Annotated in this window: 24 protein-coding genes and 1 tRNA gene; 13 read left to right on the forward strand and 12 right to left on the reverse strand. The window is 68.4% G+C overall.

Translation table 11 applies throughout. The annotated features are described in order from the left end of the window. Positions 1–11 precede the first annotated feature (11 nt). The 6 genes from AC3EGR_RS06845 (at position 12) to AC3EGR_RS06870 (ending at position 3,213) form a co-directional block, all read left to right on the forward strand. Entirely contained in the window at positions 12–623 is a 612-nt protein-coding gene (locus AC3EGR_RS06845; protein WP_066702169.1) for a glutathione S-transferase N-terminal domain-containing protein, read from the forward strand. A 36-nt stretch (positions 624–659) separates the two neighbouring features. Beyond that, positions 660–1,169 carry a ClpXP protease specificity-enhancing factor gene (locus AC3EGR_RS06850; protein ID WP_488545707.1) on the forward strand — a complete coding sequence of 170 codons (510 nt, stop codon included), beginning with the start codon at positions 660–662 and terminating at the stop codon, positions 1,167–1,169. Between the two features lie 32 nt (positions 1,170–1,201). Then, a tRNA-Thr gene (locus AC3EGR_RS06855) sits at positions 1,202–1,277 on the forward strand. A gap of 293 nt (positions 1,278–1,570) precedes the next feature. Next, positions 1,571–2,050, forward strand: a complete 480-nt coding sequence (locus AC3EGR_RS06860) for a VOC family protein (protein ID WP_488545708.1) — start codon at positions 1,571–1,573, stop codon at positions 2,048–2,050. A 103-nt stretch (positions 2,051–2,153) separates the two neighbouring features. Next, positions 2,154–2,552 (forward strand): YciI family protein, encoded by a 399-nt coding sequence (locus tag AC3EGR_RS06865; RefSeq protein ID WP_488545709.1) that lies wholly within the window; start codon positions 2,154–2,156, stop codon positions 2,550–2,552. A gap of 136 nt (positions 2,553–2,688) precedes the next feature. Beyond that, on the forward strand, positions 2,689–3,213 hold the full coding sequence (locus tag AC3EGR_RS06870) for a MarR family winged helix-turn-helix transcriptional regulator (protein ID WP_488545710.1): 525 nt from the start codon (positions 2,689–2,691) through the stop codon (positions 3,211–3,213). Between the two features lie 111 nt (positions 3,214–3,324). Here AC3EGR_RS06870 and AC3EGR_RS06875 read toward each other — a convergent pair whose 3' ends face one another. From AC3EGR_RS06875 to AC3EGR_RS06905, 7 genes are all read right to left on the reverse strand, one after another. Continuing rightward, entirely contained in the window at positions 3,325–4,497 is a 1,173-nt protein-coding gene (locus AC3EGR_RS06875) for a Gfo/Idh/MocA family protein (RefSeq protein ID WP_488545711.1), read from the reverse strand. Continuing rightward, positions 4,494–5,462 carry a PDR/VanB family oxidoreductase gene (locus AC3EGR_RS06880; RefSeq protein WP_488545712.1) on the reverse strand — a complete coding sequence of 323 codons (969 nt, stop codon included), beginning with the start codon at positions 5,460–5,462 and terminating at the stop codon, positions 4,494–4,496. The genes AC3EGR_RS06875 and AC3EGR_RS06880 overlap by 4 nt, the downstream gene beginning before the upstream one ends. 43 nt (positions 5,463–5,505) lie before the next feature. Continuing rightward, positions 5,506–6,498: an ABC transporter substrate-binding protein gene (locus tag AC3EGR_RS06885; protein WP_488545713.1), complete on the reverse strand. Its 993-nt coding sequence runs from the start codon at positions 6,496–6,498 to the stop codon at positions 5,506–5,508. 12 nt (positions 6,499–6,510) lie between these two features. Beyond that, entirely contained in the window at positions 6,511–7,836 is a 1,326-nt protein-coding gene (locus tag AC3EGR_RS06890; RefSeq protein WP_488545714.1) for a Rieske 2Fe-2S domain-containing protein, read from the reverse strand. 22 nt (positions 7,837–7,858) lie between these two features. Continuing rightward, complete coding sequence (locus AC3EGR_RS06895; RefSeq protein ID WP_488545715.1) at positions 7,859–8,329, reverse strand: bacteriohemerythrin; 471 nt, start codon at positions 8,327–8,329, stop codon at positions 7,859–7,861. A gap of 78 nt (positions 8,330–8,407) precedes the next feature. Then, positions 8,408–9,286, reverse strand: a complete 879-nt coding sequence (locus tag AC3EGR_RS06900; protein WP_488545716.1) for a Bug family tripartite tricarboxylate transporter substrate binding protein — start codon at positions 9,284–9,286, stop codon at positions 8,408–8,410. Between the two features lie 404 nt (positions 9,287–9,690). Next, positions 9,691–10,014, reverse strand: coding sequence for a hypothetical protein (locus AC3EGR_RS06905; RefSeq protein WP_488545717.1), 324 nt, complete (start codon positions 10,012–10,014; stop codon positions 9,691–9,693). Between the two features lie 15 nt (positions 10,015–10,029). On the opposite strand from AC3EGR_RS06905, the gene AC3EGR_RS06910 reads away from it, so the two are divergent. From AC3EGR_RS06910 to cqsA, 3 genes are all read left to right on the forward strand, one after another. After that, positions 10,030–11,007 (forward strand): M23 family metallopeptidase, encoded by a 978-nt coding sequence (locus AC3EGR_RS06910; protein WP_488545718.1) that lies wholly within the window; start codon positions 10,030–10,032, stop codon positions 11,005–11,007. Positions 11,008–11,224: 217 nt separating this feature from the next. Next, positions 11,225–14,008, forward strand: coding sequence for a preprotein translocase subunit SecA (secA, locus tag AC3EGR_RS06915; RefSeq protein WP_488545719.1), 2,784 nt, complete (start codon positions 11,225–11,227; stop codon positions 14,006–14,008). Positions 14,009–14,151: 143 nt separating this feature from the next. After that, positions 14,152–15,456, forward strand: coding sequence for an alpha-hydroxyketone-type quorum-sensing autoinducer synthase (gene cqsA, locus AC3EGR_RS06920; protein WP_488545720.1), 1,305 nt, complete (start codon positions 14,152–14,154; stop codon positions 15,454–15,456). Here the strand turns inward: cqsA and AC3EGR_RS06925 are convergent. After that, positions 15,441–16,418: a response regulator gene (locus AC3EGR_RS06925; RefSeq protein WP_488545721.1), complete on the reverse strand. Its 978-nt coding sequence runs from the start codon at positions 16,416–16,418 to the stop codon at positions 15,441–15,443. The genes cqsA and AC3EGR_RS06925 overlap by 16 nt on opposite strands. Before the next feature lie 24 nt (positions 16,419–16,442). Continuing rightward, positions 16,443–17,711: a sensor histidine kinase gene (locus AC3EGR_RS06930; RefSeq protein WP_488545722.1), complete on the reverse strand. Its 1,269-nt coding sequence runs from the start codon at positions 17,709–17,711 to the stop codon at positions 16,443–16,445. Between the two features lie 117 nt (positions 17,712–17,828). Here AC3EGR_RS06930 and AC3EGR_RS06935 point away from each other — a divergent pair, with 117 nt between their 5' ends. Genes AC3EGR_RS06935 through AC3EGR_RS06945 form a run of 3 tightly spaced genes read left to right on the forward strand, consistent with a single transcriptional unit; the run spans position 17,829 to position 20,240 of the window. Beyond that, complete coding sequence (locus AC3EGR_RS06935) at positions 17,829–18,497, forward strand: helix-turn-helix transcriptional regulator (RefSeq protein ID WP_488545723.1); 669 nt, start codon at positions 17,829–17,831, stop codon at positions 18,495–18,497. Positions 18,498–18,537: 40 nt separating this feature from the next. Beyond that, a complete protein-coding gene (locus AC3EGR_RS06940) occupies positions 18,538–19,455 on the forward strand; it encodes a hypothetical protein (RefSeq protein WP_488545724.1) in 918 nt (305 codons plus the stop codon). A 14-nt stretch (positions 19,456–19,469) separates the two neighbouring features. Further along, positions 19,470–20,240: a type III pantothenate kinase gene (locus AC3EGR_RS06945; protein WP_488545725.1), complete on the forward strand. Its 771-nt coding sequence runs from the start codon at positions 19,470–19,472 to the stop codon at positions 20,238–20,240. 9 nt (positions 20,241–20,249) lie between these two features. Here the strand turns inward: AC3EGR_RS06945 and AC3EGR_RS06950 are convergent, their stop codons facing one another. From AC3EGR_RS06950 to AC3EGR_RS06960, 3 genes are read right to left on the reverse strand one after another with little or no spacing between them, the layout of a single operon-like run. Then, positions 20,250–21,398 (reverse strand): acyltransferase family protein, encoded by a 1,149-nt coding sequence (locus tag AC3EGR_RS06950; RefSeq protein ID WP_488545726.1) that lies wholly within the window; start codon positions 21,396–21,398, stop codon positions 20,250–20,252. 39 nt (positions 21,399–21,437) lie between these two features. After that, the gene (locus tag AC3EGR_RS06955; protein ID WP_488545727.1) at positions 21,438–22,547 is read right to left on the reverse strand and encodes a M14 family metallopeptidase; all 1,110 of its coding nucleotides are present in this window, start codon (positions 22,545–22,547) and stop codon (positions 21,438–21,440) included. Continuing rightward, positions 22,544–23,740: a M20 aminoacylase family protein gene (locus AC3EGR_RS06960; protein WP_488545728.1), complete on the reverse strand. Its 1,197-nt coding sequence runs from the start codon at positions 23,738–23,740 to the stop codon at positions 22,544–22,546. The genes AC3EGR_RS06955 and AC3EGR_RS06960 overlap by 4 nt, the downstream gene beginning before the upstream one ends. Before the next feature lie 89 nt (positions 23,741–23,829). On the opposite strand from AC3EGR_RS06960, the gene argE reads away from it, so the two are divergent. After that, positions 23,830–24,999, forward strand: coding sequence for an acetylornithine deacetylase (argE, locus tag AC3EGR_RS06965; protein ID WP_488545729.1), 1,170 nt, complete (start codon positions 23,830–23,832; stop codon positions 24,997–24,999). Position 25,000: the final 1 nt, after the last annotated feature.

The following is a 25,000-nucleotide window of genomic DNA, read 5'->3' on the forward strand; positions in this document are numbered from 1 at the left end:
GGACATTCAAAATGATGGTGCTGTACTCGGGAACCACCTGCCCCTTCTCCCATCGCTGCCGCTTCGTGCTGTTCGAGAAGGGCATGGACTTCGAAATCCGTGACGTCGACCTGTACAACAAGCCGGAAGACATCAACGTGATGAACCCGTACGGCCAGGTGCCCATCCTGGTCGAGCGCGACCTGATCCTGTACGAGTCGAACATCATCAACGAGTACATCGACGAGCGCTTCCCGCATCCGCAGCTGATGCCCGGCGACCCGGTGGACCGCGCCCGCGTGCGCCTGTTCCTGCTCAACTTCGAGAAGGAGCTGTTCGTGCACGTGTCGACGCTGGAGTCGCGCGCCTCCAAGGGCAACGAGAAGGCGCTGGAGAAGGCCCGCTCGCACATCCGCGATCGCCTCACCCAGCTCGCTCCCGTGTTCCTGAAGAACAAGTACATGCTGGGCGAGAACTTCTCGATGCTGGACGTGGCCATCGCCCCCCTGCTGTGGCGCCTGGACTACTACGGCATCGAGCTGTCGAAGAACGCGGCGCCGCTCCTGAAGTACGCCGAGCGCATCTTCTCGCGGCCGGCCTACATCGAAGCGCTGACGCCTTCGGAAAAGGTCATGCGGAAGTAAGCGTGTAAGCTTGCGGTTCAGCAGTTTCCTCACCGCATGAACGCCCTCGAATCGACGTCGACCCGCCCGTACCTGATTCGCGCCCTGTACGAATGGTGCACCGACAACGGCTTCACGCCGTACGTGGCGGTGCTCGTCGACGAATCGGTGCAGGTGCCGCGCGAGTACGTGAAGAACGGCGAGATCGTGCTCAACATCAGTTACGACGCCACCAGCTCGCTCAAGCTCGGGAACGACTTCATCGAGTTCAAGGCGCGCTTTGCCGGCAGCGCGCGCGAGATCATGGTCCCCGTCAACCGGGTGATCGCGATCTACGCGCGCGAGAACGGGCAGGGCATGGCCTTCCCGGTGCCGGTGTCCGGCGGCGCCGCGGACGACGCCGCCACGCCCTCCAAGCCCTCGCCGCTCTCGAGCGTGCCCGCCGCGCCGTCGGAAGAGGGCAAGGTGGTGCAGCTCGTGACCCCGGAAGAAGGCGGCAAGCCGCCCGAGCACGAGCCGCCCAAGCCGCCCAGCGGTCCGCGTCCGGCGCTCAAGCGCATCAAGTAAGCCCCCATCGCGCGGCCTAGAATCCCCTTCGCGCCGGTTTAGCTCAGTTGGTAGAGCAACCGCCTTGTAAGCGGTAGGTCGTCCGTTCGATTCGGACAACCGGCACCATCTCCCGGCCGACATCTGCGCTGCCCGCTCTTCACTGGCCGTGCCGGCGCGCCCGCTGCCCAACGGCGGCCATATCCTGCTCAGCAGTTCCTCGGGCATCCACGCTGGCTCCCACGGCATTCCTCCCGTAGAGCATCGGCGGCGGCGTCGCGGGAGAACCCTGAACCTTCCGTGTCGATTTCGTCGAGGATGCTTCGTCGTCCCCAGGAGCGGGTGTACTGCCCGCAACCATGCAGTCCGACCCGGGCGGCTGCATGGCCGTGGACGGCCCCGACCCTTTGGAGAAGATGCAAATGGCCAGCAAGAACACGATCTGCCTCTGGTACAACCGCGACGCGCTGGAAGCTGCGCAGTTCTACGCCAGGACCTTCCCGGGAAGTTCCGTCGGCGCCGTGTATCGCGCCCCCGGCGACTTTCCCTCGGGCAAGGAAGGCGACGTCCTGACCGTGGAATTCACCGTGATGGGCATTCCCTGTCTCGGGCTGAACGGCGGGCCGGCGTTCCAGCACAACGAAGCGTTCTCGTTCCAGGTGGCGACCGAGGACCAGGCCGAAACCGATCGCCTCTGGAACGCGATCGTCGGCAACGGCGGGCAGGAAAGCGCCTGCGGTTGGTGCAAGGACAAGTGGGGCCTGTCGTGGCAGATCACCCCCCGGGCGCTCACGATGGCCATCGCCGACCCGGACCGGGCGGCGGCGAAGCGGGCGTTCAACGCCATGATGGAAATGGGGAAGATCGACATCGCCAGGATCGAGGCCGCCCGCAGGGGCTGAGCACCACCGGCCGCTCCATGGGGCGTAGCAGGAGCGCGCATGCGCCCGTGAGCGCTGCGCGAACGCGAGTGCGCGTAAGCTGCTCACAGGAGAACCTATCCGGATGTCGACGACTTCTTCCACCAACGAATACCTGCTGCTGTCGCGCGGCCAATGGGACGCGGGCAAGTCGCCCGAGGAAATCCAGGCGGCCATCGACGCGTTCTACGCCTGGCATGCCCGGCTGGTCGAGGAAGGCCGGTTCAAGTCCGGCCAGCGCCTGGCCAAAGGAGCGAAGCTCGTGACACGCTCCGGCATCACGGACGGGCCATTCACCGAAGCCAAGGAATTGATCGGCGGCTACTGGTTCGTCCTGGCCGACAGCCTGGACGAGGCCGCGCGCATCGCCGCGGACAATCCCTGCCTCGCCTGCGGCCTGGCCTTCGAGATCCGGCCGATCGAGCCGGAACGGGCGAGCGCTTATCGTGAGGGCAATGAGACGCCGGCTGCCTGGGCCAAATAGCGCCTTCGGCGGCGCTTCCAGGGCAGGACCCACCTGGTGACTCTCGCGGTGGCCCGGTTGTGATGCTCTCCCGCATGACGGGCTGGCGCGCGGCGGTGAGCGGCAGATGCGCGATGCCATGGTGCAGAATCGGACCATGGCTCGTTCAGCATCGGACCGCGAAGCCGAACTCTCCCAACGCATCCTGAAGCATTGGCACCACGCGGTGCCGAACGACCGCATGGCGCACCTCGTGAAGGACGCTTCGCGCAGCTTCCTTCGTTCGCTGCAGGCGCGCCTGGCCGGCAAGGGCGTCTCCCTGGGGCACTGGACCTTCCTGCGCATTCTCTGGGAGCAGGATGGACTCACGCAGAGGGAACTGAGCCAGGAGGCCGGGGTGATGGAGCCCACCACGGTCGTCGCGCTGCGCGCGATGGAGGAACTCGGCTACGTCACGCGGGAGCGGCTTCCGGAGAACCGGAAGAACATCTACGTTTTCCTCACCGCGAAAGGCAAGGCGCTCAAGCGCAAGCTGGTGCCGCTGGCCGAAGAGGTCAACGCCGTCGCCCTGCGCGGCCTGAAGGAAGGCGAGATCGAAATGGCGCGGCGCTGCCTGCTCGTGATGCTGGACAACCTCGCACGCGACGAGGCGCTCGGCCCTCAGCTGCAGGCGGAGGAGTGAACCCCGGCCAGCCCGTGACGCGCATCGAGGGATCGAGCGCGCGCTCTTGCGCGAGCGCATCGCGCACGTTGCGGGCGCGCGCGAGCTCCAGGGGTTCGTCCTGTTCGAAGTTCATGCATTCAAGCGGATGTCACGGTCGTCGCGCGCGGATTCCAGGATGGCCAGGCACACCTGCAGCGTGGCGCGGGCCCACTCGCCGTCATGCAGCGGCGCAACGCCATCGCGCAAGGCCGCGACGAGCTCGTCGATCACCTCGGTGCGCGGCACCGGCGGCTGGGGCAAGGGCTCGTGCCGCTTGCTCTCATCGCCGTAGATCCACACCCCATCGGGCACGGGCCGCACATCTCCGTGCTCGCACGACACCACCATGGGCCCGAAGTGCTGGTACCAGGCCGCCGACGCCGGGGCTGGTGGCTTGTACGAGGGCCCGCCGTACGTGCTCTCGTTCTTCAGCCGGGCCTCTTCCTCGGGGTTGCCGATCTCCCGCAGGCGCCGGCGCGCGCCGCCGTGCTCCGACGGGTTCTTCGCATGGCCCATCTCACCGGTCCAGCCGCACCATTCGTCCGAGTCGAAATGGCCATAGCCGCTGTAGGTGAGCGATGCGAACGCCCCGTTGGCGAACCACAGGAGCACCGAATAGGCACCTTCGGTGTTGCGTTCGACGTCCCAGGCACCCGTCACCGCCCGCACGCGCACCACTTCGCTGCCAGCCAGCAGGCGCACCACGTCCACCTGGTGCGCCGCCTGGCTGAAGACCACGCCGCCACCGTCGGAAGTCCGCAACTCCTCGGGCCGGCGCGGCCGGTACAGGAAGTCGGTGTAGTTGAGGGCGTGGATCATCCGCACGCGGCCCAGCGAGCCGCCGTCCACGATGGCGCGCGCGCGCAGGTACGGCGCGTCGAAGCTGTGGCAGTGGCCCACGATCAGCCGCACGTTCGCTTCGCGGCATTGCCGGATCATGGCGTCGCACTCGTCGAGGCTGAGCGCCATCGGCTTTTCCAGCAGCATGTGCTTGCCGTGCGCCGCGGCGATGCGCGTGTGCTCCGCGTGGAACTGGTGCGGGCTGGCGATGTACAGGGTCTCGACCGCGGGATCGCGCGCGAGCTCCTCGAGCGTCGCGTGAGCCGGTACCGCGAAGTCGCGCTGGAACTGCTCACGCGCCGCGGCGCGCGGGTCGCAGGCCCCCGCGAGCTGCACGCGCCGGTCGCCCAGGAAGGTCGGGAGCATGAGCGTGAAGGCCCGCCCGAGGCCGACGACACCCAGGCGAATGGGAGCGGTGTTCACAGGTCGATCACCAGGCGCTCGCCCTTGGCGCGCGACACGCAGATCATGATCTGGCTTTCCATCTCTTCGGGGTACAGGACCATGTCGCGGTGGTCGGCTTCGCCTTCGAGCAGCCCGGTGCGGCAGGTGCCGCAGGTGCCGCTCTCGCAGGAGGACGCCGCATTGCAACCGTGCTCGCGCACTACCGACAGGATGGACTTGCCGACCGGAACTTCGAATTCGCGCCCGGACCTGGCCAGCTTCACCTGGAAAGGCTTGTCGTCGGCCTGGACGCCGCCGCCCTCGTTGAAGCTCTCGAAATGGATGTTGCTGCGCGACCAGTGGCCGGTCATGTCCCGCACCGACTCCATGAGCCCCTTGGGGCCGCAGCAGTAGACGTGCCCCATGTTCGGCTTCTCCAGCGCGGGCCAGAGATCGAAGGCGCGCTCGGGATCGCCCAGCGAATGGTGGATCACCACGTTGCGCTTCAGTGCCGGGTCCTTGAGCTCCTGCAGGAACGCCGTGCTTTCCGGATAGCGGGTCAAGTAGTAAAGCTTCCACGGCGCCGGCGGCAGCTCGCCGAAGGAGCGGATCATGGACAGGATCGGCGTGATGCCGATGCCGCCGGCGATGAACACGTACGAACGCGCGTTTTCCACCAGCGGGAAGGCATTGTCCGGCACGGACGTGGGCAGTGTCTGCCCGACCTGCACCTCGGTGTGCATGCTGAGCGAGCCGCCCTGGCCGCCGTCGTCGCGCTTGACGGCGATCACGTACCGGTGGCGTTCCGCTGCATCGTTGCAGAGGGAGTACTTGCGCAGGAGGCCATTCGGCGTCTGCACCTTCACGTGCGAACCCGGCGTGAAAGGCGGCAGCTCCGATCCGTCCGGTTGCACCAGCTCGAAGCTGCGGATGCCTTCGGCGACGTCGGTGATGGTGGCCACGCGCAGCGGCATCTGCGTGTCGGCATGGGTCTGGGGGATCATGGCGGGGCCTCCGGCAAGGTCGCCCCGGCGGGCGACCTTGCGGTCAGATGCTGTAGCTCTCGTACGTGGAGGGGTGGAACAGTTCTTCCACGGCGACCTGCCGCGGCGACAGTCCCTGGGCGTGGTGGTGACGCACGAAGGCCTCGAGCGTGCGGCGTGCCGGGGCGACGCCGTAGGACCAGAAGTCTTCCCCCAGGGTGTCGCGCGCCGCCTTGAGCTGCTCCTCGACGAAGGGCAGGGTGACCTTGGTCGCCGAGGTGTCGGACAGCAGCTCCAGTGCCGCGGCCTTGGACTGGGTGAAGGCCTTGAGCACCGCGTTCGGCAGCCAGGGATGCTGGGCCGCCAACTCCTTGCGGATGGCGACGATGTGCATGATGGGGAACACGCCCGTGCGCTTGTAGTAGTCCTTGGCCGCGGCCGTCGGGTCGTCGAAGAGCCACCGGATGTTCGGGTTCTTCTGCAGGATGTGGCGGCTGGGCGGGCGCGGACCCATGAAGGCGTCGATCTCCCCGCGATCCAGCAATTCGGAGATCGTGCTGCCTTCGGGTGCGGCCTCCACCTTGACGCCGGGCGGCAATTCCAGCTTGATCTTCTCGGGGCGGCCCGGCGTGTCGATGCCGCCGCGCACCCACGTCACGTCCTCGGGGCGGATGCCGTGGTCATCGGCCAGGATGGCGCGCGCCCAGACGTTGGCGGTGAGCTGGTACTCGGGCAGGCCGATGCGCTTGCCCTTGAGGTCCTCGGGGCGGGCGATGCGGTCCCGGCGCGCGTACAGGGATGTGTGACGGAACGCCCGCGAAAGGAACACCGGAACGGCGATGTAAGGGCACTCGCCGCGCGAATGCTTCACCAGGTAGCTGGAGAAGGACAGCTCGGTGATGTCGAAGTCGCGGCTGCGCATGGAGCGGAAGAACATTTCCTCCGGGTTGAGCAGCATGTAGACGGGATCCACGCCGTCGATCTGCACGCGGCCGTCGAAGAGCGCCCGCGTGCGGTCGTAGTCGCCCATGGCGACGGAAAGCTGGAGCTTGGACATCGAAGTGCTTCCTCAGGCCTGCTGCACGGAATAGGAAGGTTCCATTTCTTCGGCGTTCTCGGCGCCGCCGGCGAGCACGGGCCTGACCGCGAACTCGCGCCAGTCGGTCGTCTTCGGCACGATGGCCTGGAACGCGCAGACCGCGCGCGGGATCGCGAGCTCGCCGGTGCCGATCGCCGGCCCGCCTTGCGCAAAGGTCCTGACGGCCGCGATCATCTGCTTGCGGAATTCCACGATGGCCAGGTCGCTGGCGCCCAGGCGCTCGTGCGTGCGATCGGCGATGGCGCCCATCGTCACCCACATGGCGATGTCCTGGTTCGGGAAGCCGGTGATCCCGGTGAAGTTGCCGGCCTTCATGGCCTGGCGGTCCTGCCAGAAGCGATTGTCGTGATTGCGCAGGGGCCGGTAGTACGCGTCGAGGTCGACCCCGACGCTCTGGCCCAGGAACTTGCGCCAGGTTTCCGTCTCGGGCGTCTGGGCCGGGTCGCCCCACGCGATGAAATAGAACGCGGTGTTGGTGTCGTCCATCGGCACGTTCACGTTCGCCACGTTGTACAGGTTGTTGGGCGGGATCAGGACGGAGTAGGGCGCCACGAACACGGTGGAGCGCACGTAGTCCTTGGTGGCCGCGTCCTTGATGGGACGGCGCAGGGCGGCGTAGCGGAAGCCGTAGCCGCCCTGCTGGACCTGCAGCCGCGGCGCCTTGTCGGTGGAAGGACGCAGCCACAGCTTGTCCGTCGCGGCGGCGCTGTCGACGCGCGCGGGCACCATGTCGGAGGAGTGCAGGCTGGAACTGTGGGCCGAGTCGATGGCGCCTTCCAGCACCTGGGCCCAGTTGCAGGGAAGGACGGCCTTGGCGATGCTCACGCGCACGTTGGCCGTCGGGGCCCAGGCCGGCGGCGTGAACTCGGGCACGGCGTCGGCCGCGCCGAACCAGGCCCATACCATGCCACCCCACTCCTTGACCGGGTAGGCCTTGTGCCTGGTCTTTTCGGCCAGTCCGCTGGACATCGGTTCGGAGACCATCTCCAGCACGTTGCCGTCGACGTCCATCTTCCAGCCGTGGTACAGGCAGCGCAGCCCGCCTTCCTCGTTGCGGCCGTAGACCAGCGACACGCCACGGTGCGGGCACGACTCGTCCAGCACGCCGACGCGCCCGTCGCTGTCGCGAAACACGACGAGGTCCTCGCCGTAGACCCGGGCCTTGACCGGGGCGCCGTCGGGCTCGCCCACTTCCTCGATGAGGCACACGGGCGTCCAGTGGCGGCGCATCAGTTGGCCCATCGGGGAATCGCCCTCGACACGGCACAGCAGTTCGTTCTCTTCGCGGGTCAACATGGTCTTCTCTCCAGGAAATCAGTCAGGCTGTCGCGGCGGTCGTGGGTTCGACCTTCCTGCGGCGCAAGACCACGGGCGTGCCGCCCAGGGTCCTCTTGCACATCCAGTGCGCCAGCGCGGAGTCGAGGTAGTCCGCATGGCCGGGGAACCAGTCCACCAGCGCCCGGGCGAGCCGGCGTGCCGCTTCCACGTCGCCGGCGGCGACCTTCCGTCCGACGCCTTCCATGCTGGCCAGCACGGCCGCATGCTCGTCGCGATGGCATCCGGCCGCCGGAAATGCGCTTTCTTCCATCCAGCGTTCCTCGGCGGCGAAGTGCTCGCGCGAGTGCGCGTGCACGGCGAGCAGGGCATCCGGCACGGCGTCGTCCGGTGCGGCGAGCAACGCGGCCACGAGCGTCAGGAACTCTTCGTGCGTCGCGTCCATCGGCGCGAAGCCGAGCCGCAAGTCGTCGTCCCAGCTCGCGGCCTTGGGGGTCTCGGGGAGGATAGGCATGGTGTCGGAATCAGCTCAGGCGGCCAAGGAGGTCGGCAGGAAGCGGGGCGTCCATGCCCCGCTTCCGCCTTCCGGAAACTATTCCGGCTTCAGGCCGGCGTGCTGCGCGGCTCCGGCGATGCGCTGCATCTCGGTGTTCAGGGCGGTGGATGTCTGCTGCACGGAAGCCCCGACGGGTTCCACGCCAGCCTTGGCAAGTTGCTCGACCGCCTCGGGCATCTTCACCACCTTGGCAATCGCGGCGTTGATCTTGTTGATGGCGTCCGCCGGCGTGCCCGGCCTGGCAAGCACGACCACGTTGAAGGCGAAGTCGAAGCCAGGGATCTTTTCGGCGAGGGCGGGCACGTCGGGGGTTTGCGGCGATCGCTTCACGGAATTGATCGCGATGAGCTTGGCCTTGCCGTTCTTGACGAATCCCATCAGCGCCGGGGGCGATCCCAGGATCATGTCCACCTGGCCGCCGATCATGGCGGGCACCGACTGGCCGCTGCCCTTGAAGGGAACGTGCGTGAGCTTGATGCCCAGGCCCTGCTGCATCGCTTCGGCCGTCAGATGGTGGATGCTGCCCAGGCCTGCCGAGCCGTAGGTCAGCGCTCCCGGCTTGCTCTTGGCGAGTGCAACCAGCTCGTCCAGCGTGTTGGCCTTGACGTTCGCATTGACCGCCAGGTACAGCGGGGCGACCCCGATCAGGGACACCGGAACGAAGTCCTTCTGCGCGTTGAATGCAGGCTTGGCGGTCACGAACGGGGGAATGGCAAGCATCGGTCCATCCGTCACGATGAACGTGTAGCCGTCAGCCGGTGCGTTCGCCAGGGTGTTCGCGGCGACCGCGCCACCCGCGCCCGCCTTGTTGTCCACCACGAAGGCCTGGCCCAGCGTTTCCGTCAGCCGCTGGCCCACGATGCGGGCAACGGTGTCGGGCAGGCCGCCGGGAGCGTAGGGCACGACCAGCCGCACGGGTTGCGATGGATAACCTTCGGCTAGCGCAGCCGGAAGGGTGGCCAGTCCGGCGGCGGCAAGGGCTGCGGAGGCGAATGTGCGGCGATCGAGGCGCATGGAGGTGTCGTCCTTGGGAATGGATAGCTCTAGCGGGCCGCACGCGCGGAGCCGTGCGGAAGCGGTCAAATGCTTCGAGGACTAAGTATATTTGACCTGCGTCAAGGCCCAAAGTCCTTTTTCGTCAGGGTTAGTACGAATCCGGCCCGCGCCTGGGGCCGCTCGCGTGTCTGCTTGCCGCGGGGCGCACCGGTCCCTCCGCGGCTTCGCTTGATGCGTCCTCATGGACGGCCGGCGGCCGCTTCGTGACGAGCGGAGCTGCCGCGACGGCCGGTGTCAACCACCGGGACGAGCGGGCCGGCCGCTTACTTCTGGTGGCTTCCCACCTTCAGGCGGATGAGGCTAACCTCCCACCCAAGACGGCTGAGCTTCTGCTGCAGGACAGGCAACAACTGCCGCAGCTTCGCAGCCGCCGCGTTGCCGTCCACCAGCAGGCACCAGGTGGTCCCCTCGATGGGACCGGGCCGGATGGAGGCACGCAAGGGAGCAGGGATCAAGGCCTCGATTGCCCTGAGCCTGTCGCCGGAGTCGCGCGCGAGCTGCGACAGCCGTGCGAGCGTCGGCGCCTCCTCGGCGGCCTGTTGCAGGGTCACCGGGTGATGTCGGCGGGTGGTCGGGGACGAGGACATGAGGAGGAGAAGAAGATGCATTTCATTATCACGGATGCCTGGCTTGCCAAGAGCCGCGCCGTCCACCTGAGCGGGACCAAGCTGGTGCTGGCAGTGCTGGCGCTGTCGCTGGTGCTGGTGCTCATGGCGGCCGGCCTCTACCACTGGGTGCTTCTGAAGGGCGCGCGTGAGCGCTGGCCCGTGATCGGCTCGGTGGTGCGCTTCGTGGTGCAGGACGAATTCGAGCAGCGCGATCGCTTCATGCGCGAGAACCTCGACGCGATGGCGCGCCGGCTCGGCGAAATGCAGGCCCGCATGCTGCAGATGGAAGCGCTGGGCGAGCGCGTCGGCGGCCTGGCCGGCGTGAACCCGCAGGAATTCAAGGCGGCCACCGGCCGCGGCGGCGCCCTGGTGCAAGGCCGTCCCCTGTCGCTGGAGGAAGTGCAGGCGACGTTGAACGACCTGGAGCAGCTGACCGGCGAGCGCACGGACCTGCTCACGGTGATGGAGTCGCGCCTGATCGACCAGCGCCTGAAGAAGATGATGGTGCCCACCCAGAATCCGGTGAGCGGCCCCGTGGGCTCGCGTTTCGGCTGGCGCATCGACCCCTTCAACGGCCGCCAGGCCCTGCATACCGGCCTGGACTTCCAGGCCACCGTCGGCATGCCGATCGTGGCGGCCGCGGGCGGCGTGGTGGTGACCTCGGAGGCGCACCCCGAGTACGGCAACATGGTCGAAATCGACCACGGCAATGGCCTGGTCTCGCGTTATGCCCACGCTTCGCGCCTCATCGCCAGGAAGGGCGACCTGGTCAAGCGCGGCCAGAAGATCGCGCTGGTGGGGACCACCGGCCGCTCCACCGGCCCGCACCTGCACTTCGAGGTGCTGGTGCAAGGGGTGCACCAGGACCCGGGCAAGTTCCTGGCGGGCAACGGCCACCGGCCGGGCTCGCCTGCCCCGGCCGACACCCTGGCGCAGCTCGCCGTCGGCGGCCCGGACCACCGCCCGCACTGAGCCCTTCGCGGGTCCCCCGAACAGCCCCGCGATGCGGGGCTTTTTCACGCCCGTTCCAGCGAACCGCGCCTACAACGCTGCACAGTTAAAATGCCCTGCTTTGGCCGCCCCGCCCGGGTCTTGGAAACGTGCGTGGCGGCGTCAACTGATCTGCTGAACAACTAAAGGACTGCGCTGTCCGGCCCGCCGCCCGCAGGCCCGTGACGACCTCGCGCCCATGGCCACCACCTTCCTGACCAAAATCTTCGGCTCCCGCAACGACCGCCTGCTCAAGCAGTATCGGCGGACCGTGGAGCAGATCAACGCGCTCGAGCCCGGCCTCGAAAAGCTGTCCGATGAGCAGCTGCGTGCCAAGACCGAGGAGTTCCGCGGCCGGGTCGCCCAGGGCGAGGAGCTCGACGCGCTGCTGCCGGAAGCGTTCGCCGTGGTGCGCGAGGCCTCCAAGCGCACCATGCGCATGCGCCACTTCGATGTGCAGCTGATGGGCGGCATCGCGCTGCACCAGGGCAAAATCGCCGAGATGCGCACGGGCGAAGGCAAGACGCTCACGGCCACGCTTCCGGTGTACCTGAACGCGCTCTCGGGCAAGGGCGTGCACGTGGTGACCGTCAACGACTACCTGGCCAACCGCGACGCGCAGTGGATGGGCAAGCTGTACAACTTCCTGGGCCTGTCGGTGGGCGTGAACCTGCCGCACATGCCCAAGGACGAAAAGCAGGCGGCGTACCGGTCCGACATCACCTACGGCACCAACAACGAGTACGGCTTCGACTACCTGCGCGACAACATGGTGTACGAGACGGCCGACCGTGTGCAGCGGGGCCTGAACTACGCCATCGTCGACGAGGTGGACTCGATCCTGATCGACGAGGCGCGCACGCCGCTGATCATCAGCGGCCAGGCCGAGGACCACACGGACCTCTACATGGCCATGAAGTCCGTCGTGCCGCTGCTGACCAAGCAGGAAGGCGAAGCGGACCCGCGCACTGGCGAAGGGGTGACCAAGCCGGGCGACTTCACCGTGGACGAGAAGACGCACCAGGTCTTCCTCACCGAGCAGGGCCACGAGAACGCCGAGCGCATCCTCGCCAACATCGGGCTGATCCCCGAGGGCGCGACGCTGTACGACCCGGCGAACATCTCGCTGATGCACCACCTGAACGCGGGGCTGCGCGCCCAGCACCTGTTCCACCGCGACCAGCACTACGTGGTGCAGGAGGGCGAGGTCGTCATCGTCGACGAGTTCACCGGCCGCCTGATGTCGGGCCGGCGCTGGAGCGACGGCCTGCACCAGGCCGTGGAAGCCAAGGAAGGCGTGCAGATCCAGCCGGAAAACCAGACGCTGGCCTCCATCACCTTCCAGAACTACTTCCGCCTGTACGGCAAGCTCGCCGGCATGACCGGCACGGCCGATACCGAGGCCTACGAGTTCCAGGAGATCTACGGCCTGGAGACGGTGGTGATCCCGCCGAACAAGCCGAGCAGCCGCGACGACCAGCTCGATCGCGTCTACAAGACCACGCGCGAGAAGTACGAGGCGGCGATCCAGGACATCCGCGAGTGCTACGAGCGCGGCCAGCCGGTGCTGGTGGGCACCACCTCGATCGAGAACTCCGAGATCATCTCCAACCTGCTGCAGAAGGCAGGGCTGCCGCACCAGGTGCTCAATGCCAAGCAGCACGCGCGCGAGGCGGACATCGTGGCGCAGGCCGGCCGGCCGAAGATGATCACGATCGCCACCAACATGGCGGGCCGCGGCACCGACATCGTGCTGGGCGGCAACGTGGAGAAGGCGGTCGAGGCCCTGGAGGCCGACGACACCATCGATCCGGCGAGCAAGCAGGCGCGCATCGCCGAACTGCGGGCGCAGTGGCAGAAGGACCACGAGATGGTGGTGGGCCTGGGCGGCCTGCGGATCATCGCCACCGAGCGGCACGAGAGCCGGCGCATCGACAACCAGCTGCGCGGCCGCTCCGGCCGCCAGGGCGACCCCGGCTCCTCGCGCTTCTACCTGAGCCTGGACGATCCGCTGATGCGCATCTTCGCGGGCGACCGCGTGCGCGCCATCATGGACCGCCTGAAGATGCCCGATGGCGAGGCCATCGAGGCCGGCATCGTCACCCGCTCCATCGAGAGCGCGCAGCGCAAGGTCGAAGGCCGCAACTTCGACGTGCGCAAGCAGCTGCTCGAATACGACGACGTCGCCAACGACCAGCGCAAGGTGATCTACCAGCAGCGCAACGACATCCTGGACGCCGGCAACCTCGGCGCCCAGATCGCGTCGCTGCGCGAAGGCTGCTTCACCGACCTGGTGCACCAGTTCGTGCCGCCGGAGTCGGTCGAGGAGCAGTGGGACCTGGCCGGCCTGGAGAAAGCGCTGGCCGAGGAGTGGGGCATCGTGCTGCCGATCAAGCAGCAGGTCGAGTCCGCCGAGGCCATCACCGACGAGGACGTCGTTGAGAAGGTCGTCGTCGCTTCCGGCCAGGCCTTCGAGGCCAAGGTGCAGCAGATCGGCGAGGAGAACTTCACCCACTTCGAGCGCATGGTGCTGCTGCAGAGCATCGACTCGCACTGGCGCGAGCACCTCGCCGCGCTGGACTACCTGCGCCAGGGCATCCACCTGCGCGGCTACGCCCAGAAGCAGCCCAAGCAGGAATACAAGCGCGAGGCCTTCGAGCTGTTCGGCCAGATGCTCGACGCGGTGAAGAACGAGGTCACCCGGGTGCTGATGACGGTGCGCCTGCAGTCGCCCGAGCAGGTGGAGCAGGCCGCCGAGGACCTGGAGGACCGCGCCGAGCGCATCGCCAACGTCACCTACACGGCGCCCACCGAGACCGGCGAGGTGGAGAGCACCACCGACACGGCCACGGCCGTCGCGCAGCGCCCCGCCGTCGCGGTCGCCTCCGCGGCGGCCGCGGCCGGCATGCGCGTGGGGCGCAACGACCCCTGCCCCTGCGGCAGCGGCAAGAAGTTCAAGCACTGCCACGGGCAGCTGACTTAAACCACCGGATTAAGCCGCCGCCCTAGAGGGCGTCGCGCCGAAGTAACAAGCAGTAAGGCCCCCTGTCAAAGCTGACAGGGGTGCGCTTACGCATGGGCTTGAACTTGTCTTCAATGGTCAACTCCGGAAACGAGGAGTTGTGCATGGAAGTCACCGAGAAAAAAATCACGCGGGGAGCCGCCCAGCCGCCGGTTGCGGCCGTCGAACCTGCCCTGTTCCCGCGATTGAAGGAGCGCATGGCCGCCACCTTCCGCCAACGCTGGGAAAACGAGTGGGGCTCCCGTCTGCCCACGCAGGGGCGCAATCCCGCTGCGGACGCCGTGCGCCTGGACGGCAACGACTACCTCGCGGTGACGGGCCACCCCGACATCGCGCAGGCGCAGGTCGATGCACTGCGCCACAACCGCGAGTTCGTGGTGCAGTCGGTGGTGTTCCAGCAGGACGGAAGCCCCAGCTCGCGGCTGGAGGCCGCGCTGGCGCAGTACCTGGGCAAGGAGCGCGCGATGCTGGCCCAGTCCGGCTACGCGGCCAACGTGGGCCTGATCCAGGTGATCGCCGACCCCGAGACGCCGGTGTACCTGGACAGCCTGGCCCACATGTCCCTGTGGGAAGGCGTGCGCGCGGCCGGCGCCACGGCCCACGCCTTCCGCCACAACGATCCCGAACACCTGGCGCGGCTCGCGCAGCGGCACGGGCCCGGGCTGGTGGTCGTCGACTCCGTGTACAGCACCACGGGTGCGGTGTGCCCGCTGGCGCGCATCGTGGAGGTGACCGAGCAGCAGGGTTGCATGCTACTGGTGGACGAGTCCCACTCGCTCGGCACGCATGGCCCGCAGGGCAGGGGACTGTGCGCGGAGCTGGGCCTCACCCACAGGGTGCACTTCATCACCGCCAGCCTGGCCAAGGCCTTCGCCGGCCGTGCCGGCGTGTTCACGGTGCCGGAGGTGCTGCGCCCTTTCATGGTGGCGCACAGCTTCCCCGGCATCTTCAGCTCCTGCCTGCTGCCGCACGACATCGCCGGCCTCGCCGCCACGCTGGAGGTGATCCGCGACCACAGCGACGTCGCCCGTGCGCGGCTGCACGCCAACACCCGGCGCCTGCGCGCGGCGATCGCCGAGGCGGGATATCCGATCCACCAGGGCAGCGAGCAGATCATCGCGCTGGAGGCGGGCACGGAAGTGGACATGCTGGCGCTGCGCGATGCGCTGGAAGCGCGCGGCGTGTTCGGCGCCGTGTTCTGCGCGCCGGCGACCAGCCGCAACCGCGCGATGGTGCGCCTGACGCTCAGTGCCGGCCTCACGGACGCGGAGATGGAGCACGTGGAGCACGTGCTGCGCGAGGTGGCGCCGCTGGTGAAACCCTGGGAGTGGCCCATCGCCCGGCGGGCACGCGCGCGGCGGACGGACCAGGCGGTCGCCAACCCGGGCGCGCCTCAGTCCTGCACGTAGCGCTTCGGCTGCCGGGACAACCAGCGGTTGTAGCTGTTGTCCGGGTCGGGACCGTTGGGCGTGTCGACCGGGAACACGGCGCCCAGCACGCTGCCCGGGTCGCCGACGGCGAAGGCATTGACCAGCGAGATCGGCTGCGTCGACGACAGCGCCTGGCGCAGTTCGATGTCGGCCAGCTTGGTGCCGGCACGGATCTCCTCCACGTCCGCGGGGGCGACGCCGGCGACCTCGGCCACCTCGGCGAGCGCGTGCAGGCCCTGGCGCGTCTCCAGCTGCAGCCAGGCGACCTTGCCGTTGGCGTCCATGCCCAGCACGCCGAAAGGCGCCCCGATCACCACGTGCTCCACCCAGTGCTTCTGCGTGAACGCGCCCAGCCAGGCGTCGACGCCGGGGGACCGCAGCAGGGCGTTCTGCTCCTGCGTCAGCGTGGAGCGCCAGGTCTGCGCATGCCGCGCATGGGAGGTGAAGAGCAGGTGCTCGACGGCCTCGCGCAGGCGCCGCGAGATGTCCTGGGTCTGTTTCGGGATGAACTGGTCGATGAGTCCGCGGTTGAACGCGCGCACGGCCACCTGTTCATCGGCCTGCCCCGTGAGGAGCACGCGCGCGCCCGGCCAGTCGCCGAGCTCAGAGAGCACCTGCAGGCCGTCCATGCCCGGCATGGAGAAGTCCACCACGCACACGCGCGAGAGCGCGTAGCGCTCCGTGTACCGCGACCAGTACGCCAGGATCTGCGGGATCAGCGGCTTGCCTTCGCGCCAGAGGCTGATCAGCTGCTGCTGGTTCCACGCGTCGGCCTCCCAGAACGGCGGCTCCTGCATCAGGTGGGCGATCGCGTCGGTGGGCCGCAGGAACAGCTTGAGGTGCCAGCTGCGCGGGAGCACCAGCGCCAGCATCTCGAGGTAGTCCGGGTCGTCGTCCAGGAAGACGACCGTCCCCGGACGGTGGAACAGGGGAAACGTCATGGGGGGCGGGCGATCCGGCATGGTCTAGGCGACGGGCAGCTCGATCGTGAAGACCGCGCCCTGGTGGGGCGCGCTCTTCGCGCGGATGGTGCCGTGGGCGCCCTGCACGACCCGCTGGCAGAACGCCAGGCCGAGGCCGTGGCCGGTACCGCGGTCGGTGGAGAAAAAGGGCTGGAAGATGCGCTTGCGCAGGTCTGCGTCCATCCCGACCCCGTTGTCGGTGAAGACGATGCGCCCGCGCTGGCCCTGGGCGCCGATCTCCACCAGGAGGTCGCCGGGCTGGGGCGAGGACGACGCGGCCGCGAGCGAGCGCAGCGCGTTCTTGGTCAGGTTGTCGATGACCTGGGTGAACATGTCGCGCGAGCCGAAGAACTGGAAATCGCTGTAGACCCGCAGCACGATCGCCTGGCGCTCGCGCGTGCTGCGATAAGGGTAGGCGTCGATCGCCTTGCGCACCAGGTCGGCGGCCGACAGGCGTTCGGGATTCCCGATCGGCCGCATCAGGCGCGCGTTGGTGATCTGCATGTCGATCTGGTGGTTCATGTTGCGCACCAGCGTGTTCAGTCGCGTTCCCAGCTGCATCAGGCGTTCACCGCTTTCGCCGGCATGCTGGGGCGCGTCGTTGCGCACGGCTTCGGCGATCAGCTGCATGGTGGCGAGCGGCGTGCGCAGTTCGTGCGCCATGATGCCCATGGTGCCCAGGGTGTAATTGAGCTGCTCCCGGCGCAGGTTCGACGACGACAGGCCGAGGACGACGCCGGTGTACCAGCAGAAGGCCAGCACCACGGAGTTCGTTAGCGCGAGTTCGTCGCTCATGGGCGGGGTCTGGGGCCCGAAGGCCTGGAAGGCGAGCCAGGCCACCACCATGCCGGTGGCCGCGCCCAGGGTGGCCAGGCGCCAGTCCGTCAGGTGGTAGTAGATCAGGAGCATGGCGCCCGTGCTGGCCAGCCAGACCGGGTTGCCACCGTTGCAGAAATACATCCAGAAGAAGAACCAGGGCAGGGTGAGCCAGAAGATCGCGAACGAAATCATCGCCGCGGACCGGCTCGGCGGCGTGGTGCCCAGGCTGGGGATGACCAGCAGCGCCAGCCCTCCCAGTGCCACCAGCACGCGCAGCACCAGGCTTTCGAAGGGCTGCGGCAGCAGGTGGGCCCAGATCAGGTAGAAGACCGGGTGGCCCAGGAGCATGGACACGCCGATGGCCCGGATGCGCCAGGGCGAGGGATGCAGCACCGGCTCCATGAGCGGCTGGATCACCTCCTTGGACGTCCAGAAACGCAGCCGATGCGACATCGACCCGAGCATTGCGCGGGGCGGCGTCGAATAGGGGACCCGGTGCAATTCCTCGCTCATGATTGGTGGCCTGAAGGTGATATTGTCACAGCCCGGCAGCCGTACGAACGAATGGGCATGGGGATCCCTGTTAACTTTGACAGTGTCAGCCTGGACGGGATCCTCAGCGACTGGGTGGCCGCGTTGCGCGAGTTCTCGGTCGAAGCCGTGGTGGTGCTGGGTCCGGACCCGTTCGGCGGCTCCGACGACCGACAGGTGGTCGCGGCCCATCCACCCCTGGTCGCCGAGGCTGCGGCAGCGTTGGCCGAAAGCCGCGACTTCGGCGCCCGCTGGCGCGACTCCGACGCGCCGCTCGTGGCCTGGCAGACCATCGCCAAGTCCGATCCGCTGCACACCAGCCGCTGGCGCCTGCTGTGGATGGCGCACGGTTACCAGACCGTCGTGCGGGTGGAGTTCTCGCTGCCGGCCGGCCGCGCCTTCGAATGCTTCATGTTCAGCCCGCGCGAGCTGACCGACCGCGCCGACGCCGCCCTGCTCGCCTGGTCCGCCCTGAACATCTGGCCGCTGGTCAAGCGCTCGATCGCCACCGCCCGCTCGCGCCTGAGCCCGCGCGAGCGCGAATGCCTGGAGCTGGCCTTCCAGGGCAAGACCGCACGCGAGACCGCGCAGCAGCTGCAATGCACCGAGCGCACCGTCAACTACCACCTGGCCAACGCGATGAACAAGCTGAAGGTGGACAACAAGATGGCCGCGATCCAGCGCGCGTGCTGGCTCGGCGCCATCTAGGGCTGGGCCGCGGCGCGCGCGCGGTTTACCATTGCCGCCCATGAGCCAACCCGACGATGACCGCACCGCGTCCCTCATGACGCCCGCCAGGCTGGCGCAGCTGAAGGACCGGCCTGCGACGGCGGCCTCGCCGGGCGCCTGGCTGGACCAGATGGCCTCGGATGCCGGAAGCGGCCACGTGCGCCGCCTGATGGAGCTGCGCCAGCAGCTCGAAGCGGAGGTTCGCGCGCGCGAAGGCGACTTCCGTCCGGTCGCGGCGACCTGCGCATCGTTGCATGGCGCGCTGGAGCAGCTGGACCTGTCCCTGGTGCAGCCGCGCGGCTGGCTGGCGCGCGCCACCGGCAAGGGCAAGGAGGCGGCGGCCGGCTTCTCGATGCAGCACGGCAAGGTCACCCACGGCGCCGAGGACCTGGGCGACGAGGTGCGCGGGCTGCAGAAGCAGCTCTCGGCGCAGGCGACCGCGCTGGACAAGCTGGCGCTGGAGATCGACGCCGAGGTCCGCGCGCTCGAGAAGATCATGGACCAGGGCGCGCGCTGGCTGCAGGACATGCGCAACCAGCTCAAGGCGCGGCAGGCGCCCGCCGACGACCCGGACGAGGCGCGTTGCCAGGTGCTGGTGGCCCGCCTGAAGGTGCTGCGCACCGTCGTCTCCGCCACCCAGCAGGCCGTCGAACGGTGCAAGGCGGCCGGCGCCCGGCGCACCAGCGTACTGGCCTCCTTGCAGCAGGTGCTGGACGAGGACTGGAAGTCGGCGCAGCAAAAGCTCGCGGCCGTGGCCGGCGGAGCCGAGGGAGGGGGCGCCGCCGTCGACGTCGTGGAACGCGCCGAGCGCGCCCGCGAGACGCTCAAGTTCGGCCTCCGGCAGGCCGAGCAGGATTGCACCAACGTGCAGGCGATGGAGCAGGCGGCCGCCGACGAAGTCGCCGCCCTGCAGGTGCCGCTGCAAGCCGCGGCCTGATCCGCACCGGCCGCATGAGCTTCCTCGCCGTCGACATCGGGAACACGCGCCTGAAATGGGCCGTGTACCCGCAGGCGGTGGTCGGCGCGCAGCCGGTCGCCAGCGGGGCGGAGTTCCTGGAGAACATCGACAAGCTCGCCGACGGCGAATGGGCAGAGCTCGCCGTGCCCCAGCGCATGCTGGGATGCTGCGTGGCCGGCGACGCGGTCAAGCGCCGCGTCGAGGAGCAGATGGAGGAGCTGTGGGTCGTGCAGTCGCACTGGGTCGTGCCCAGTGCGGCCGAAGCGGGGATCAGCAACGGCTACGACCATCCGACGCGCCTGGGTGCGGACCGCTGGGTCGCCATCATCGGCGCGCGCCAGCGCATGCTCGCGGCCGGTCCCGTGCGGCCGATGGTGGTGGTGATGGTGGGCACTGCCGTGACGGTGGAGGCGGTGGACGCCGAGGGCCACTTCCTCGGCGGCTTCATCCTGCCCGGCCACGGCATCATGTTGCGGGCCCTGGAAAGCGGCACCGCGGGACTGCACGTGCCGACCGGCGAAGTGTGCGAGTTCCCGACCAACACCAGCGACGCGCTCACCAGCGGCGGCACCTTCGCCATCGCCGGCGCGATCGAGCGCATGGTGCAGCACGTGCGCGAGCGCTGCGGCAGCGAGCCGGCCTGCTACATGACGGGCGGCGCCGGATGGAAGATGGCGCCGCACATGCTGGAGCGTTTCGAGCTGGTGGAAAGCCTGATCTTCGACGGCCTCCTGGTGATCGCCGAGTCGCGGGCCGCGGGCTGACGCGTTCGCTCAGGCCTTGGCGGCGAGCGGATCGCCGCGGGCAGCAGTGTCCAGGCGCGGCCCTGCTCGCGCGGCGGATTTGTCCACCCGGGACTGCCGGTAGCGGTCGAGGGGCGTGCCCACCAGCAAGACGATCAGCGTGGACAGCACGAGCGAGCCGAGTACCGGGTAGATGTTCCCGGGGCCGAAAGACCCGTTGCACATCGGGATGACGATCAGGTGAACCAGGTACACGGGATAGGACAGTTCGCCGGCCCAGCGGTCGACCCGGCTGGACCTTGACAGGTGGAACATGGCGGGGAGGGACATCGCGACGGCCAGCAGGAAGGCCAGCTGCCCCGACGCAAAGCCGGGAACGATCGAGGGCGCGGTCGGCAGCCCGCGATAGCCGATGGCCAAGCCCCAGACGATCGCGAGACAGGCCCAGCCGATGTAGCGGTTCGCGAGAAATCCCACCGACCTGTAGGCGCGGTAGGCCAGCCCGCCCAGGACGAACAGCGCGAGCTCGAAGGGGAAGAAGCGGTAGGTCCACGGGTCGTTGTCCAGGCCGTGCCGGTACGCGAAAGCCCGCGCCGCCGTGCTCGCGAGGACGATGGCCAGGAGCACGAGCCAGCTGCGCCGGAATACGAAAGGCGCGATCAGGTACACGGTGAGCTCCACCCCCAGAGTCCAGGCCTGGGGCACGAAGGCGAAGTCGGACGCGCGCGGCCGGTGGGCGAGGGCGTCGAGTGCCGGCCGCACGTGCGCGCCGTCGAAGCGCAGGAACTGGGCCCAATCCATGCCGAACAGGGAGAGGTTCGTGACGGCCAGATAAAGCTTTGCATCGAGCCCGAGCTTGTCGGACTGACCGGAAAAATTCGCGAGGACCCCCAGCGTATGGATCTCGGGTACGTCCCCTTCCAGCAGCGAGAGCAGGCAGGCGATCGCGAGGATCAACCAATAGATCGGGTAGATGCGCAGGAAGCGGTTCGAGTAGAACAGCTTCGTGCCGGCCGTTCCGCTCTGGTACTTCTCGTTGAGGATCAGCGAGATGTAGAAGCCGGAGATGACGTAGAAGGCCTGGACGGAGACCATCCCGCCGGTGAACGTCAGGCCGAGCAGCGGCGCGGAATGCGCGATGACGACGGCGATGGCGAGCAGCAGGCGAACAGACCCCAAACCGGCTCCTTGCAGGGGAAGACGGATTCTAGGCCTCGGTCAGGTCGTGGCTGTCGAGTGTGTCAGTCCTTTTACCGCCTGCAACAGCGCCTCGCGCGCCTGCGCCAGGATCCGAGCGCGCCACGCATCGGTGTCTGTATAGAACGCTTGCAGCATCCGCTTCCGGATCGCCGCCGCGAGCTGCGGTGGCGCGTCGGGATGGTTCGTGAGCCACTGCTCGCCGCGCAGGGCGTGGAACACGTCCATCACGGGCAGCGTGCCGTACTCCATCGCCATCCCCGTGTACTCCGCCTGCGGGCACTCGTCCTGGACGGCCCGGAACATCAGGCCGGTCAGCCGTGACGAGGAAGACGAGCCGTCGTAGAAGGACACGACAGGCGTGCGGCCCTCGCCTGCCCACCACTGCCGGGCGCGGGCGATGGCCACCGGGTCGTCTTCGCCGGCGTAGATGCGCTCCCCGACCCCGCTGGGGCCAAGGCCGGTGTGGATGTCGATCCAGGCGATGCGCCCGGCGCGCCGGCCATGCGTGCGCAGCACCTCGCGCAGCGCCAGGTTGCTCCACGTGGGTGCGCGGCCGCCGAAGTAAAGGCCATCCGGGAATTCGTACTGGCCGCCGGAGACCACTGCCTGGAAGCCCTTTTCCCCGTGGCGCGCCACGTAGCGCCCGATCTCCCTTTCGTTCTCCGGCGTGGGCGGCCACTCTGGCGGGACCAGCAGCGGGTGCAGCTCGCGGAAGGCCGTGTTCTGCGGCAGCGGCGCCGAGAAGTCGTGGAAGTTGCGGTTCAGGTCGACGTTTTCGTGCGTCGTGCGGCGGATGTGCGAGAAGCCGTAGGGATTGAGGGCGTGGACGTAGAGCACCGCCACGCCGCGCTCCGCCGCGCGCTGGCGGAAGCCGGCATCGCGCAGTGCCGAGACCTGCACGCCGCTGCCGCAGTAACCTTCCACGCCGTGGCAGGCGCTGCTTAGGACGAGCAGCCGGGCCGCACTGGGATGCCCCTCGCGCGCCACGTCCATGGCCAGCGGCTCGCTGGCGATGCCGGGCAGGGGGTGCGGCTTGGCTTCGACCTGCAGGCCGGCGTCGGCGGCCGCCTGGAGGAATTTCTGCCGTGCCTCGGCGTAGCTGCGCGAGAACGGGCTCGCGCCCGTCACGCCCGGCCCTTGGCCAGCCACTCCTCGGCCAGACGCACCCAGTACGTGGCGCCCAGCGGGATCAGGTCGTCGTTGAAGTCGTAGCTCGGGTTGTGCAGCATGCAGGGACCGGCGCCGTGACCGAACTCCCGGTGGGAGCCGTCGCCGTTGGCGATGAAGCAGTAGGCGCCCGGCTTGGCCTGCAGCATGAAGGCGAAGTCCTCGGCGCCCATGGTGGGCTCCTGCGGCAGCACGTTGTCCTCGCCGACGATGCTGGCCATCACCTTGCGGGCGAACTCCGCTTCGGGGGCCGAGTTGACTGTCGGCGGGTAGTTGCGGTGGAACTCGAACTCGCAGCGCGCGTCGTGCGCCACGCACAGGTTCTCGGCGATCTGGCGCATGCGTTTCTCGATCAGGTCCTGCACCTCGTCGCGGAAGGCGCGCACCGTGCCCTGCAGCTCGCAGCTGTCCGGGATCACGTTGGTGGCTTCACCCGCGTGGATCATGGTGACCGAGACGACACCAGCGTCGATCGGCTTGATGTTGCGGCTGACGATGGTCTGGAAGGCCTGGACGATCTGGCAGGCCACCGGCACCGGGTCGATGCCCAGGTGCGGCATGGCGCCGTGGCCTCCCTTGCCACGGATCGTGACCTTGAATTCGGCGGTGGACGCCATCACCGGGCCGGGGCCCACGGCAAAGCGGCCAACCTGGCCACCCGGCCAGTTGTGCATGCCGAAGACCGCTTCCATCGGGAACTTCTCGAAGAGGCCGTCCTTGATCATCTCGCGGGCGCCGCCGCCGCCTTCCTCGGCGGGCTGGAAGATCAGGTAGACGGTGCCGTCGAAGTGGCGGTTCTTCGCGAAATGTTTCGCCGCGGCGAGCAGCATGGCGACGTGGCCGTCGTGGCCGCAGGCGTGCATCTTGCCGGCGTGCTTGCTCGCGTGCGCGAAGGTGTTGAATTCCTGCATGGGCAGGGCGTCCATGTCCGCGCGCAGGCCGATCGCCCGGGTCGAGGTGCCGTTCTTGACGATGCCGACCACGCCGGTGCCGCCCAGGCCCCGGTGCACGGGGATGCCCCATTCGGTGAGCTTGGCCGCGACCAGGTCGGCGGTGCGCACCTCCTCGAAACATAGTTCGGGATGGGCGTGGATGTCGCGTCGAACGGCGACGATGGACGCGGCTTCGGTGACGATGGAGTCCAGGAGCTTCATGGTGATGCGCGGGTGTCCTGCAAGGGGCTGCCAGTCTAGCGAGCGGCGGCAGCCGTGCCTATGAGGGGAATTCCGTGACAATGCGGCGCATGGCTGCACCCCTTCCGGCCCCGCGCGCCCTGGACCTGGCGCGCACCCTGGTCGGCTTCAACACCGTCAGCGCGAATTCCAATCTCGCGCTCATCCACTGCATCCGCGACGAACTCGCCCGGCTGGGCGTCAAGAGCCGGCTGAGCTACAACGCGGACAAGACCAAGGCCAACCTGTTCGCGACGCTGGGCGAGGGCAAGCCCGCCGGCCTGATCCTGTCCGGGCACACGGACACCGTCCCCTGGGACGGGCAGGACTGGTCGGTCGACCCGCTGGGCGGCGTGGTGAAGGACGGGCGGCTGTACGGGCGCGGCTCCGCCGACATGAAGGGCTTCATCGCCACCGCCGTCGCGCACGCGGAGCTGTTCCTCAACAGCGCCGCGCCCTTCGCCATCCACTTCGCCTTCAGCTACGAGGAAGAGATCGGCTGCTTCGGGGTCAAGGAGCTGATCGCGGACCTGCGCGAAGCCGGCATCGCGCCGCTGGCCTGCATCGTGGGCGAGCCCACGAGCATGGTGCCCGCGATCGCCCACAAGGGGGTGTACCGCTACCGCTGTTGCGTGCGCGGCAAGGAGGCGCATTCCTCGCTGACCCCGCACTCGGTGAACGCCATCGAGATGGCCGCGCGCGTGGTCGGTCGCGTGCGCGACATGGCCGAAGGCCTGGAGCGCGAGGAGCCGCGCTACGCGGGGTTCGACGTGCCGTTCACCACGGCCAGCGTGGGGCAGTTCCACGGCGGCATCGCGGACAACGTGGTGCCACGCGACGCGGAGTTCCGCTACGAGTTCCGCGACCTTCCGACCGCCGACGCGCGCGCCCTGCAGGCGCAGGTGGTGGCCTATGCCCGCTCGCTGGAGCCGGCGATGCAGCAGGTCGCGCCCGACACCGGCTTCCGCTTCGACACCATCTGCGAGATCCCCAGCTTCCTGGGGTCCGAGCAGGACGGCGTGACGCAGCTGGCGATGCGCCTGGCCGGCGAGCCGCGCACCACCAACGTGGCCTTCGGCACGGAAGCCGGCATCTTCAAGAACGCCGGGATCCGCACGGTGGTGTGCGGCCCCGGCAGCATCGCCCAGGCGCACCAGCCGGACGAGTACGTCAGCCTGGAGCAGCTCGCGCGCTGCCAGGCGTTCATGGAGGGGCTGGGCGAGGTGCGGGCGATCGGGTGAG

This window comes from Ramlibacter sp. G4-7 (genome assembly GCF_057784995.1).